General features: G+C 34.4%; 13 protein-coding genes. 9 read left to right on the forward strand and 4 right to left on the reverse strand.

Annotation, left to right across the window (positions count from 1 at the left end):
• Positions 1-179: 179 nt before the first annotated feature.
• A complete protein-coding gene (locus BPMYX0001_RS14435) occupies positions 180-695 on the reverse strand; it encodes a DoxX family membrane protein (protein ID WP_033799020.1) in 516 nt (171 codons plus the stop codon).
• Between the two features lie 251 nt (positions 696-946).
• Between BPMYX0001_RS14435 and BPMYX0001_RS14440 the strand changes: the two genes are divergently transcribed.
• The 4 genes from BPMYX0001_RS14440 to BPMYX0001_RS14455 all read left to right on the forward strand — a co-directional run bounded on the left by BPMYX0001_RS14440 (position 947) and on the right by BPMYX0001_RS14455 (position 5936).
• Positions 947-1879 carry a nucleoside hydrolase gene (locus BPMYX0001_RS14440; protein WP_018781509.1) on the forward strand — a complete coding sequence of 311 codons (933 nt, stop codon included), beginning with the start codon at positions 947-949 and terminating at the stop codon, positions 1877-1879.
• 126 nt (positions 1880-2005) lie between these two features.
• Entirely contained in the window at positions 2006-3115 is a 1110-nt protein-coding gene (locus tag BPMYX0001_RS14445; protein WP_003198980.1) for a serine hydrolase, read from the forward strand.
• Between the two features lie 228 nt (positions 3116-3343).
• Positions 3344-4852 carry an argininosuccinate lyase gene (gene argH / locus BPMYX0001_RS14450; protein WP_033799021.1) on the forward strand — a complete coding sequence of 503 codons (1509 nt, stop codon included), beginning with the start codon at positions 3344-3346 and terminating at the stop codon, positions 4850-4852.
• Between the two features lie 247 nt (positions 4853-5099).
• Positions 5100-5936: a GNAT family N-acetyltransferase gene (locus BPMYX0001_RS14455; RefSeq protein ID WP_006095533.1), complete on the forward strand. Its 837-nt coding sequence runs from the start codon at positions 5100-5102 to the stop codon at positions 5934-5936.
• A 35-nt stretch (positions 5937-5971) separates the two neighbouring features.
• On the opposite strand, the gene BPMYX0001_RS14460 is transcribed toward BPMYX0001_RS14455, so the two are convergent.
• Together BPMYX0001_RS14460 and ric are read right to left on the reverse strand one after the other, a co-directional pair.
• Complete coding sequence (locus tag BPMYX0001_RS14460; protein WP_003198974.1) at positions 5972-6724, reverse strand: (S)-benzoin forming benzil reductase; 753 nt, start codon at positions 6722-6724, stop codon at positions 5972-5974.
• A gap of 124 nt (positions 6725-6848) precedes the next feature.
• On the reverse strand, positions 6849-7556 hold the full coding sequence (gene ric / locus BPMYX0001_RS14465) for an iron-sulfur cluster repair di-iron protein (RefSeq protein WP_006095534.1): 708 nt from the start codon (positions 7554-7556) through the stop codon (positions 6849-6851).
• A gap of 259 nt (positions 7557-7815) precedes the next feature.
• Here ric and BPMYX0001_RS14470 point away from each other — a divergent pair, with 259 nt between their 5' ends.
• The 5 genes from BPMYX0001_RS14470 (at position 7816) to BPMYX0001_RS14490 (ending at position 11033) form a co-directional block, all read left to right on the forward strand.
• On the forward strand, positions 7816-8157 hold the full coding sequence (locus BPMYX0001_RS14470; protein WP_006095536.1) for an ASCH domain-containing protein: 342 nt from the start codon (positions 7816-7818) through the stop codon (positions 8155-8157).
• Entirely contained in the window at positions 8154-8570 is a 417-nt protein-coding gene (locus BPMYX0001_RS14475) for an NUDIX hydrolase (protein ID WP_033799022.1), read from the forward strand. The genes BPMYX0001_RS14470 and BPMYX0001_RS14475 overlap by 4 nt, the downstream gene beginning before the upstream one ends.
• 68 nt (positions 8571-8638) lie before the next feature.
• Positions 8639-9256 carry an acetate uptake transporter gene (locus tag BPMYX0001_RS14480; RefSeq protein ID WP_003198966.1) on the forward strand — a complete coding sequence of 206 codons (618 nt, stop codon included), beginning with the start codon at positions 8639-8641 and terminating at the stop codon, positions 9254-9256.
• Positions 9257-9664: 408 nt separating this feature from the next.
• On the forward strand, positions 9665-9865 hold the full coding sequence (gene cspB, locus BPMYX0001_RS14485) for a cold shock-like protein CspB (protein ID WP_003198964.1): 201 nt from the start codon (positions 9665-9667) through the stop codon (positions 9863-9865).
• 322 nt (positions 9866-10187) lie between these two features.
• Positions 10188-11033 (forward strand): exonuclease, encoded by an 846-nt coding sequence (locus tag BPMYX0001_RS14490; protein WP_033799023.1) that lies wholly within the window; start codon positions 10188-10190, stop codon positions 11031-11033.
• A gap of 930 nt (positions 11034-11963) precedes the next feature.
• Here the strand turns inward: BPMYX0001_RS14490 and BPMYX0001_RS14500 are convergent.
• Positions 11964-12692 (reverse strand): RNA-guided endonuclease InsQ/TnpB family protein, encoded by a 729-nt coding sequence (locus BPMYX0001_RS14500; RefSeq protein ID WP_255261231.1) that lies wholly within the window; start codon positions 12690-12692, stop codon positions 11964-11966.
• Between the last annotated feature and the right edge of the window lie 44 nt (positions 12693-12736).

A 12736-nucleotide genomic window follows, 5' to 3' on the forward strand; every position in this document is an offset into this window, starting at 1 on the left:
TAAAATATACAAATTGGATAGGTTCTATATTTTTTAATCAATGATAGAAAAAGATGATTAGGTTGGGGCAAAAGAGTTTATGCTTTAACCAAATAAATTTGGTGAAAAAATAGGCAATATAAAAAGTAGGGCTTTTATAGATTCAATAAGAGCTCTACTTTTTATAATTAAAAACGTAATTATGATGCAAATTTATGTGTAGGATAGGTTGGATAGTTATTTTTATGTTTATGGAAAAGTTTTCGAAAAACAAATCCGTCTAGACCAACACGTCCAGCGTTATGTCCTGCAACTAAAACCAGTATAGACAATAGTATCATATTTGGATTTGTACTTATAGTTCCACTTAAAAGAAAAGCAGTGTTCATAATAATCCCGAAAAATACAGCGGTTTTGGTTAGCCCTCCTAAAAGAAGTCCAAGCCCAACTGAAATTTCTCCCCATTGTACGAGAAAGCTAAATAAATCAGCATGTGGAAGAGCAAAATGTTGTAGAAAATCAGCCCACCAGCCTTGTACAGCTGGATGATCTCCACTTGCTTTGGCAATTGCACCTTTTAAAAACCCGCTTGCGTCAAATGACTGACCAAAAAGCTTTCCTAATCCAGCAGATAACCAAGCGTATCCTAAATATAAACGAAGGGGTAATAGAATAAATAAAGCTTTTTTGTTATTACGTAAAAAATCAATAAACATAATAAATTCCTCCGATACATAATAAAATGTATTTACAAGTTTATTATGTATTTTTGTGAATCGAATCACAATGAACGAAATTTGAACAAATGGTTCAATCCAGTGGTTGTTTGAATAATTCATCGTTTGTTCAAAAAGCAGTGTGTGAATACAGTGTGATTTTAATTTATGGCGTATATGGTTTAAAAAATAGTTAACATGTATTTTGGTTTATACCATAATAAGAGGTGCAGGGATGGGGGGGAAGTGCCATGAAAAAGGTGCTTTTTTTGGGAGATCCAGGTATTGATGATTCTTTAGCCATTATGTATGGGCTATTACATCCTGAGATTGAAATCGTTGGGATTGTAACTGGATATGGAAATGTAACACAAGAGCAAGCAACGAGCAATGCTGCGTATTTAATGCAACTAGCAGGCAGAGAGGATATACCGATTATAAATGGAGCAAAAATGCCATTGTCAGGTGAATTTACAACATATTATCCGGAAATTCATGGAGCGGAAGGATTAGGGCCAATTCGCCCTCCAAAAACGATTCAACCAAATATTAAATCGTTTTGTGCAATCTTTGACATAATCCAGCGTTATAAAAAAGAAATTATTATTGTTGATACAGGAAGATCAACAAGTTTAGCAACGGCGTTTATATTAGGTAAAGATATAATGAAAGATGTAAAAGAATATTACTGTATGGGTGGAGCATTTCTTGTTCCAGGGAATGTTACCCCTGTAGCAGAGGCGAATTTTCATGGAGATGCACTTGCTGCAAATTTAGTCATGCAGTATGCAAAAAACGTAACATTAATCCCTCTAAATGTTACAAGTGAATCAATCGTTACACCTGAAACTGTGCATTATATAAAAAAACATTCACAAACTGCATTTAACAAATTAATTGAACCTATATTTCAATATTATTATAAGGCATATAAGAAAATAAATCCGAAAATTACCGGAAGCCCCATTCATGATGTGCTTACGATGATGGCAGTTGTAAATCCTTCTATGGTTGAATATGTATATCGGAAAGTAGAAGTTGATTTAGAAGGTAGTGCAAAGGGGGAAAGTATCGCTGATTTTCGGCCACAACCCGATGCGAAAGCTCTTAAAAATTGGGTGCGAATTGGGTGGAAATTAAATTATAAGAAATTTGTTGAAAATTTTGTTCGAATTATGACGTAGACATAATAGGAGATGACAAGTTAAAATAATAGAGACGATTATTTAGACAATCGTCTCTATTGTTTTGTTTATAACTATATATAACAGATAAAAGATAAAAGATGTAAATTAGGAGAGGGAATTCACTTGAGAAAAGTTATAATATGTGCGGGAATCATTGGTGTATTCGTAGTACTTATATCCGGTAACTTTTTAGTAAAAAAAGTTTGGAGCTCTAATAATGATGATGCTCAATTTATTGCCTCATTTGTTGAAGAACATAAAGATGAAAAAAATAGTGCCCTACTTATAAAGCGAAATGATAAAGTTGTTTATTCTGTGAATCCAGATGTCGTGTTACCAGTTGCGAGCACGATGAAGTTAATTGTTGCACTTGAATTTACGAAACAAGTTGTAGATGGGAGAATTGACCCAAATAGTTATGTGTCAATTGATGATGTAAATCGTTACTATATTCCAAATACAGATGGTGGTGCGCAGGATCGTTGGCAAAAGTATTTAATGAAAACTGGTAAAATGGATGGAAATGCAATTTCTTTAGAAGAAGTTGCGAAAGGGATGATGAAATTTAGTTCAAATGCAAATACAGAATATTTAATGGATCGACTTGGACTAGATTATATTAACCAAAATTTACAAAATCTATCACTTCCTTCACATCAACCGTTATTTCCTATTGTTTCTTCTCTATACATTCCGGGATATTTGCATAAGGAACTGCATATTCCAAAATCTAAATTAGAGAAAAAGTTAAAAGAAATGTCTTCAGAAGAATATCGTCGTTATGCTATGTTAATACATGAACGGTTAAAAGAGAAAGGACCGTTATTACAAAAAGAAATTCCGCTCTATTTAGAAGGGAAATATGAAAAAATATGGTCAGATAAGTTGCCAGCTGCATCCGCAAATGATTATATGGTGCTTCTGGAAAAAGCGAATCATAAAAAAGGATTTACAAAGGCTGGAGAAAATGAGTGGGCAAATCTTGTTGAAACGGACATGAAAGCAAAGAAGTATCGTAAGTCATTCCGGCATGCTGGACAAAAAAATGGGTATACCCCATGGACATTAGCAAAAGCAGCTTATGCCACTGATAAACTTGGGAATTGTACAGAAATTGTATTTTTAGCAAATCAATTGGATGAAGATGATAGTACAGAGCTTCGTAAGCACTTACTGAATTTACAGTTCCAGGTGTTAAAAAGTGAAAAATATGATGCCACTGTTATTAAATAAACCCGATGCGTGAAGCATCGGGTTTATTTTTATCCCGCTATTTGTGGGCAGTAAGACCCCACTGATGGGAGTTTCACTTTATCCCGTAAAGACCCGATTGGTGAGGGCTAATAATTAATGGGGAGATGAAGGGATTCCCCACTAATTATAGTTTCACTTTATACAAGCACCTTTTCAAAAGCTCAGGGTATGATGATTAGTAATAACTGGGCGAAAGGGGAAAAGGTGATGAAACAAAATAAGGAGGAATTTATAAAGAGTGAGGGCGCTGATTTCCCTGGGGAGACCTATGCAAATTGTGTGCTACAGCATGTGTTTCAATTTCAGCGAGATTACTTGTTGCAAGAGATGTTTATGATTCATCGTGCTCATATTATCATGCTTATTGAGCAAAAATTAATGAAACAAAAAGATGCAAAAGTTATTTTAACAGCGTTAGAAAAAGTGGCACAAATTCCAAAGAGTCAATTACTGTATGAGAAGGAGCATGAAGATCTCTTTTTTTTAGTGGAGCATTTAATTGGGCAAGAAGCAAATCATAATTTTGTAAGTAATATGCATATTGGCAGGAGCCGGAATGATATGGGGGTCGCGATGTATCGGATGAGTTTGCGTCGCTATTTACTCCGTTATATAGAGCATTTTCTTCTTTTACAAGAAAGTGTGTTAGAAGTTGCGAATGAACATATGGAAACAATCATGCCTGCTTACACGCACACACAACCTGCCCAGCCGACAACATTCGGTCATTATATGTTAGCAATATATGATACAATGCATCGGGATTTAGAGCGTGTTTGGAAGGTATATCATCTTGTCAATCAATCTCCTTTGGGTGCAGCTGCTCTATCTACTACAAGCTTTCCTATTAATAGACAGCAGGTTGCAAAGTTGCTCGGTTTTTCAAGTGTTATTGAAAATTCATATGACGCTATTGCAAGCGCAGACTATTTATTAGAAACAAGCGCGACACTTATGGTAGCGATGACGAATAGCAGTAGATGGCTCCATGATTTCTTACTACTAGCAACAAAAGAATACAATGGGATTACTGTTGCAAACCCATACGTACAAATCAGCAGTATAATGCCGCAAAAACGGAACCCTGTTTCCATTGAACATGCTCGTGCTCTCGCTAGCAGTGCACTTGGAGAAACTTTCACTGTATTTCAAATGATTCATAATACACCGTTTGGAGATATTGTTGATACAGAAGATGATTTGCAACCTTATTTGTATGAAGGAATCGAAAAGGCAATTCGTGTGTTTTGTATGATGAATGCAGTAATTCGAACGATGAAGGTGGAAGATGAAGTTTTAAGAACTCGCTCGTTTCAACATGCGATTACAATAACCGATTTTGCAGACGCATTAACAAAAAATTATAAGATTCCTTTTCGGCGTGCTCATCGTGCTGCAAGTGATATTGCAACAATGTCTATACAGCAGAAAAAAGAGTTACATGAACTGAATTTCACAGAAGTAAACATATATTTACAAGAAAACTTTCATGTAATACTTTCAGAAAAAGAATGGGATGATATTATATCACCAGAATCATTTGTTGAAAAACGGACTGTATATGGTGGGCCGAGCAAAAAAGAAATGGTACGTATGATTCAAAAGAGGAGAGAGTACTTTAAGAACGAAGAAATTACATTCGAAAGGGAAAAACAACGGATCTCACAAGCTGAAAAAGAAGTAATGACGATAGTCTGGAATATTATTGAATCGTAAAAGCAGGATTTAATGAATGAATCGCCAATATTCTATTTAAATATAAAAATATAAATCCAAATAAACCCCTTCTTTTTAGGTGGGAGAGAGCATACGGCCATGCATAGAAACGGTCAGATCCTTTTCCTGCCTCATGCCAAGGTAAAATAGAGAGAGAAAATGAGTGTAAGTCACCTTTTCTTCTTCGTATCAACGACTTATATGTCGAAAAATCAAAAGGGATTTATATAGAAAGAAGAGATTGTCGATGATTCAATTACAGGTATATAAAGATGTTTCTTACTTTAGGAAGGAAGTCACCTCCATTTTGGAAATGAATGAGCAAGAAAATAATTTATTATTAGGGGTGTTACAGTCTACGGAGAATCCGTTGTTTATGGCAATAGCAAAGCAAAATGAAAAAATTGCTCTTATACTTCTTCAAACTGAGAAAAAGAAAATGATTGTTGCTAAATCCGAGATTTCGCAAGAGGCTATAGAGGGAATAGCGAAACAATTAACAAAGGTGTATCCAGATATACCGGAATTGATTGGTGAAAAGCGAGTGGTGAAACAATTAGCTGAAGAGATTGCAAAATTAGAACAAAAGAAGCTTTCTATTCGTATGAATCAAGGGGTGTATGAATTAAAAAAAGTAAAGAAGAAATGGGGTGAATATGGAGCTTTCCGGCGAGTAAACAGCGTTGAACTACCATTAATTGAAGAGTGGGTGCACCAATTTTGTGAAGATGTTCATTTGCCCACTACGGAAGAAAAAGCAAAACAAACTGCAAACACATTAGTAAGTACAAATCGGTTGTTTGGATGGGAAGTAGATGGGAGATTAGTTTCAGTAGCTGCAATTACAAGGCCTACTAAGAGTAATATTACAATCAATTTTGTATATACACCGAAAGAAGAACGTAAACAAGGGTACGCTTCTAATTGTGTAGCTGCCCTTAGCCAGCTCATGTTAGACCGAGGTTATAAAACAACTACTTTATATACAGACTTAGCAAATCCAACGTCGAATAAGATTTACCAAGAGATAGGATATGAACCAATAATGGAATCTGTATTAATATTTTTAGAACCGATAAGATAAAAGGCTCGCTTATATGCGAGCCTTTTGCTATGAAACTATTTTTCATCAATGCGAATTACGCCGCCAGATTCGAAATGGGGTGTATCTAAAAGATGGATAACCGCTTTAGCGACATATTCAGGGGAGAGTAATTTTCCTTCTTCTTTTAAAGCGATAAATCGATCTAAGTTAGTAAAATCTTCTTTTTCTGTTTGCCGAATTTGTTGCTGCATGTCTGTGTCAACAACACCTGGGGCAAAAGCAATTGTTTTTACTGGATATTCTTTTTCAGCTTCCTCTATAGCGACACATTGTGTAAACATGTTCACGCCAGCTTTCGTTGTACAATATGCTCCCCATCCAAAGTATGGTTTTTGACCGGCTCCTGAAGAAATGTTAATAATACGTTTGTCCACGTTCCAATTTTTCGTATGTTTCATAAACGAAGAAGTAAGGATCATCGGTGCAATTAAATTAATTTGTACATTTGCAATCAAAAGTTCACTTTCTGATTTTTCAATCGGTTTCATTGGTGCGAGGGTACCGGCATTATTAATCAAATGGATAGACGATACGTTTTCTTTTTCAATGGATGAAAAGATTGTTTCAAAATGAGTTTCTAGATTATGTACATCTTGGAGATCGATTGAGTGAAATGTTAAAGGAATATCTTTTTGTTTTGCTTTTTCAATAAGCTTTTCATTTTGTCTTCTAGAAATACAAATGAGTCGTGTATTTTCCTCTAATAATTGTGTAGCGATTGCCTCGCCTAATCCTTGTGAAGTACCTGTTACAATGACGTAGCGCATTTCTTTAAAACTCCTCCCATATTAAATGTAATAAGTGGTGTCGATAAGGTGTTTTATCTACATGTTATAGTATAGAGCATCTTATATAAAGAAATAAATCTCCTCATATGAGGAGATTTATTGTTTATTTTAAGGAAAGTAATCTTTTGAATAAAATGTTGTTTTCAAGATGTACATGCTGGAATAAATCAGATTCAAAATCTTCTAGACGATTATAAACCATACGATATGTGCGGCATGCATGCTCGGGAGGAGTAAAATCATTTGTAATGATTCGTAATTCTTTTATAAGATCGCCAGCTCCATCATGCTCTTGTTCTAATTCTTCAAGCCTTTCAATTGCTAAAATTAAATTTTCTTGAGTTGAATTTTGTTCGTATTTTTTGATAAGCGGGAATACAAGAGTTTCTTCTTTTATTATATGTTGTTCAAGTTCTAATTTTAATTCATGAAAAAGTCGGTGAACGGTACTTAAATGCGACTCTGTTTGACCATGTACGCGAAATACTTTTGTTACATATGGGCTCAGCTGTGGCAATTCTTCTTGAATATATCGATGATGTTTTTGGATAATATGGTCAATTAGTATAGAAAAATTAGCCTCACTCCAGTTTGTAGATTCATTATTTTTTGATTTATATAAAATATATTGTTCATTTAATAGTTTTAAAAGTTCATCAGGAGAAATTTTTTTTGTTTGTGTCGCTATTTCAATTGTTTTGTCCCCGCCACAACAAAAATCAATACGATGTTTTTTAAACAAATCACTTGCTTGTGGAAAAGTGGTAACTATTTCACCAACAATAGATGTTTTAGTAAAAGGTGTAGCCATATGAATCACTCCTCTGTTCATTTGTATGCTTTTAGCATAATGGATAAGAAAAGAGATCGAAGTGATTATAATCACAAATATAATGTAGAATTCATGAATGTTTTGTACATGCGGGGAGCAGTTGTTCAATCTGTTTAAAAAAGTAATGGTGGTGATTCTTCTTTTGAAAATGATATCGAATAAGCCTTGCTGAATTTCTTGCAACAAATGAAAAAAGAGTTGGAAATGCCCATGTATAATAAACTAAGGTGGTGAGGAAATGAAACATAAAATGGGATTATATAATGGGCGATTTCAATCTATTCAATCTGGAAAAAAGGTATTTGAAGTACGCTTATATGATAAAAAGCGTCAGAATATACAAAAAGACGATAAAATCGAATTTACAAATCTAACAACAAAAGAAACAATTTGTGTACAAGTAACTGAGTTAAAATGTTATCAAACATTTCAACAGATGTATGAAGACATTGATAAAGAGTTGCTGGATTGTGCAAACTGGAGTGTAGAAGAAATGCTAGCAAGTACATATGAAATATATACGAAAGAACAAGAGAAAAGGTGGGGAACAATTGCTATTGGGGTTGAAGTAATAGCATGATTCGAAATCGTAGCTCACTCATTTTGATACAAGAAAACACGGTTGCTCTTATAAAACGTGTTCGAAAGAATGAAGTGTATTTTGTCTTTCCAGGTGGAGGGATTGAAGAGTATGAAACACCAAAAGAAGCAACAATACGTGAGGCTTATGAAGAATTAGGCGTGCATGTTGAAGTTCAAAAACTTGTTACGAAGTATGAGTATAAAGGCACTCAGTATTTTTATGAAGCTCGTATCATTGGTGGTGTTTTTGGTACAGGAAAAGGTGAAGAGTTTACAAAGATTGATAGGGGACAATACATTCCAGTTTGGATTCCTGTAAAAGAGCTATTAAATTTAAATATCAAGCCATATGAAGTAGCGAAAATAATATTTCATTGTTACAAAAACGTGAAGTCTGACGACATACAATAAAAACCATTGACATACATACCTGAATTCAGTATTGTATTCAGGTATGTGTTCAAAATCAGGAGGTTTTTATGAGTAATCAAACTACACATCATGTGAAAATGACAACAGCGGATCCATCTGGAATTGGTCTATTTGGATTAGCAATGGTAACACTTGTAGCATCATCACAAAAGCTAGGATTAACTGATGGCGTTTCATTTGTATTACCATGGGCAATCTTTTTAGGAGGATTTGCACAACTTTTTGCTTGCATTCACGATGCAAAGCATAATAATACGTTCGGTACAACTGCTTTTGGTGCGTATGGTCTATTTTGGTTAGGTGTTGGGACATCATGGTTAATTCAACTTGGTGTATTTGGCGAAAAACTGGCACAAGCTGTAGATCCAAAGCAACTTGGTGTTGCATTTATTGGGTACCTAATTTTTACAATTTTCATGACTATTGGAGCAATGGAAACACATAAAGTATTATTTATGATTTTTGTACTTATTGATTTCTTATTTATCGGTCTTTCATTTAGTACTTTAGGTGTTATGCCACATGCTATGCATAATTTAGCGGCGTATTCTGAACTATGTATTTCATTACTATCTTTCTATGGTTCAGCAGCTGCTGTATTAAATACACATTTCGGAAAAGTTGTATTACCAGTAGGAAAGCCATTTGGCATTTTTAAAAAATAAGAGTAGAGGAGCACGAATGACAAGAAGAGTCATTCGTGCTTTTTTTATAGCGTGCCCAGTTAAGCTAAGTATTGCTTACTGGTGAAAGTCTAGGTAAGAACCAACTCGCCTAGTAGCTGATAGGCAACTAGTGGAGAAATTCTAAAGTTGAAGTCCTGGGAGAAAAATGTTGTGTAAAATGTACAAAAAATAGAGAATTCAGCTTTACTTTTATTATATCGATATGATATAGTGATTATAAACCATTTTACTTTTAATAATATAGAGATTTAAATGAGCTGTAACTTCAGAAGAGGATAGCAATGTTAAATCTCCTCTGCGGTTGCAGTTTTTTAATGTCGTTATTATTGTTGTAAAGTGGTCGAAAATGAATATGTACATATAGGTACATTGTAGGAGGATTTTTTCATGCAAAACGGTAAAGTAAAATGGTTTAACTCAGAAAAAGGTTTCGGATTCATCGAAGTTGAAGGCGGAGAAGACGTATTCGTTCATTTCTCAGCTATCCAAGGCGAAGGATTCAAAACTTTAGAAGAAGGTCAAGAAGTTACTTTCGAAGTAGAACAAGGTAACCGTGGACCACAAGCTACTAACGTAGTTAAGAAGTAATTGAATTGAAAAGAGAAGGGCTTGCCCTTCTCTTTTTTTTATTGTGCTTGATTCATTTCATTCTTTCGAATGTATGTTTATCCCGCTATTCGCGTGCAATAATACTCTCACCGCAACATTCGACGAAAGCAAAGAAGCTAGGCGAGAGATAAAGTCAACCTCGCTGATTAAAGCCTTACTCTATATACAAAAAATTTAGTTATTTTTATCTGAATATTCAAAAAATAATCTCGGGATCTTTTTTATAAATTTTGTTTTGTGTATTTGTACAGTGGGGAATATATAATTAAAAATATAATCAGATAAGGAAGAGGGATATGACTTGAATGAACCTAAATATTATATTGTCTTTGATGTTGAACGGAATTTTCGACCTTATAAATCGCAAGATCCCTTGGAAGTGGTTGATATTGGGGCAATCAAGGTAGAAGCAAGTACAGTGCGTATAATAGGACAATTTTCTTCACTTGTTAAACCAACCGCACCTCTAACCCGCCATACAACAAAATTAACAGGCATTACAAAGCAAGATTTAAAAGAGGTAGAAGTGTTTCCAGAGGTAATGGAGCGATTTCTTCAATTTGCTGGGGATGATTATATGTTTATAACATGGGGAAAGGAAGACTATAAATTTCTTGCGCAAGATTGTAAGCTACATCATATAGAATGCCCTAATATAGAGGATGAGAGAAAATTTGATTTGCAAAAATTTGTATTTCAAGCATATGATCAACTATTTATACATACACCAAGTTTAAAATTTGCGGTGGAACAATTTTCTTTAGAATGGGAAGGAAAGCAGCACCGTGCCTTTGCAGACGCTAAGAACACCTTGAATATCTTTCTTAAAGTATTCAAGGAAAAGGATATTTATAAGCGGTATAAACGAAATGAAGAACTCGTACTTGTAAAGAATGGTTTATTAACTGAAAAAGCAAAAAAGAAAATGAAAAGATGGGTATTTAAAGAATTAAAGAAAAAAGAACACAGTCCATTTACTTGGGATGATTTTCAAAATAGCAAGACATGGGGGAATATAACGGAACGATATTATATTGATAATAACACAATACGACTTTTACAAAATTACTTTACTATGGCTGTAAAGAAAGGTGAGCAGCAGTTGCGAGTGTTAGAAGAGATAAATAACAAAATAAATGATGCATAGTCAAAAGTTAAAAGTGTTCGTGTAAATGAATATATAAAGGATTGTTTTTTTTGTTAGGCTTCTTTAATTAGAATAACAATGATTATATACACGTATTTTTTGAGGTGAATAGATGAAAAAATTGTACTTAGTAATAAGTGTGCTTCTAAATTTTATTTTTGGTTTTCTTTTTGGGTATGCTCTTTTAGGGGGGAATAACTGTTTATTCAATCAATTGTCTGTTTAATGGTTGCTCAGATATGGTAGAAGAATGGGTGGGTATTGTTATGGGGTTAGTTATTACTTTGATAATAGGTGGTATTCTTTTTTCGATGATTATATTTACGAACAGAAAGTTTTTACATGCTGTGAAGATGAGAAAAAAACATTATTTTCTTGTCATTTCCCTTTTTTTTATTCTAGGTACTTTTTTTAGTTTTTCTTTAAGATCGAACCATATCGGTCCATTTTAAAGAAAGTGCGGCATTTTCCGTGATTATTCCCCTCTCATCAGTTGTTTCTTACGGACAATTCTCCTTGAGCTGTCTCCCTTAAATTCTGATATATTTTATTTAACTGCTTTTCTTCAGTTCTAGTAGTTATACAAACAATAGCCTGATAGGATATATTGAAGAAATGTCATCTTTTTGAATTCTAATAGTAGGTTTTCGTGTCCGGATATGTATAGTAACCAAGGTAGAGGCAAAGGGATGTGAGTAAAAATAAAAGAGCGCTACAGAATAGCGCTCAATAAAAACTATAATATGGAATAGAGGGTGTAATTGTAAAATAAAACTGGTCTGTGAATGCCCCCTCCTTAACACTCTTACGAGTTGTTTGAAGAAGGGACTTCCTGTTTCATAGAGCGTTGCTGCTTGGGAATCTAAGCAGTCTTACATACTCTCCACAGGCGTCGTTTATACTGTTTGGACACAACCTTGCCCTACAGTTTCATTCTTCGGTCGTTCTCATAAGTAATCGCTCTAATCCTTTTCGCAAAATGTTGAGACTTGCATTATAATCTCTGTCTAACACTGTTCCACACTTTGTACAAATATGTGTCCGAATCGAAAGTGATTTTTCCACACGATTCCCACAGCTAGAACAATCTTGTGATGTGTACGCTGGGTCTACTCTCACAAGTAAACTGCCAAATTTCTCACACTTATACAAAAGCATCTTACGAAAAGTGCCCCAGCCTGCATCAGAGATCGACTTCGAAACTTTTCGATTCCGAACCATCTTTCGAATATCAAGATTTTCTATACAAATCACCGAATACATTTGCGTGAGATGATAACTTAATTTGTGTAAGAAATCTTTTCTTTGATTCGCTACCTTTTCATGAAGGATCTGAATTCGTTCTACTTGCTTCTTATAGTTCGCAGAGTCCTTCTTTTTCTTCGAAAGGTTACGCTGTGCTTTGCGCAGTTGTTTTTCTTTTTGCAGAAGAAATCTTGGATTTTCAAATACCGTTCTATTTGAAAGAACAGCGTATTGATTCAGTCCTACATCTATACCAATTGCATTCTCTATATCAATAGAGGGAGGTACATCCTGTCTTTCGACACTAAAAATAGCGTACCATCTCTTCGATTGGCGTTTCAGAATCAACTGTTTGATCGTTCCTTCTATCGGCCGATGCAGATGAATCTCTATTTCTCCTAACTGTTTTTTTATGAATAGGGTTGTAAATTTTAGTGATTTTTAAAACAGTTTCCTTT

The organism is Bacillus pseudomycoides DSM 12442, assembly GCF_000161455.1.
Taxonomy (GTDB): Bacteria; Bacillota; Bacilli; order Bacillales; family Bacillaceae_G; genus Bacillus_A; species Bacillus_A pseudomycoides.

Bases quoted from the DNA above. Each gene is read 5' to 3' on its own strand.
- argH (WP_033799021.1), top strand. From the start codon at position 3,344: ATGAAACAAAATAAGGAGGAATTTATAAAGAGTGAGGGCGCTGATTTC.
- BPMYX0001_RS14480 (WP_003198966.1), top strand. From the start codon at position 8,639: ATGAGTAATCAAACTACACATCATGTGAAAATGACAACAGCGGATCCA.
- BPMYX0001_RS14455 (WP_006095533.1), top strand. From the start codon at position 5,100: ATGATTCAATTACAGGTATATAAAGATGTTTCTTACTTTAGGAAGGAA.
- ric (WP_006095534.1), bottom strand. From the start codon at position 7,556: ATGGCTACACCTTTTACTAAAACATCTATTGTTGGTGAAATAGTTACC.
- BPMYX0001_RS14460 (WP_003198974.1), bottom strand. From the start codon at position 6,724: ATGCGCTACGTCATTGTAACAGGTACTTCACAAGGATTAGGCGAGGCA.
- BPMYX0001_RS14435 (WP_033799020.1), bottom strand. From the start codon at position 695: ATGTTTATTGATTTTTTACGTAATAACAAAAAAGCTTTATTTATTCTA.
- BPMYX0001_RS14475 (WP_033799022.1), top strand. From the start codon at position 8,154: ATGATTCGAAATCGTAGCTCACTCATTTTGATACAAGAAAACACGGTT.
- BPMYX0001_RS14440 (WP_018781509.1), top strand. From the start codon at position 947: ATGAAAAAGGTGCTTTTTTTGGGAGATCCAGGTATTGATGATTCTTTA.
- cspB (WP_003198964.1), top strand. From the start codon at position 9,665: ATGCAAAACGGTAAAGTAAAATGGTTTAACTCAGAAAAAGGTTTCGGA.
- BPMYX0001_RS14470 (WP_006095536.1), top strand. From the start codon at position 7,816: ATGAAACATAAAATGGGATTATATAATGGGCGATTTCAATCTATTCAA.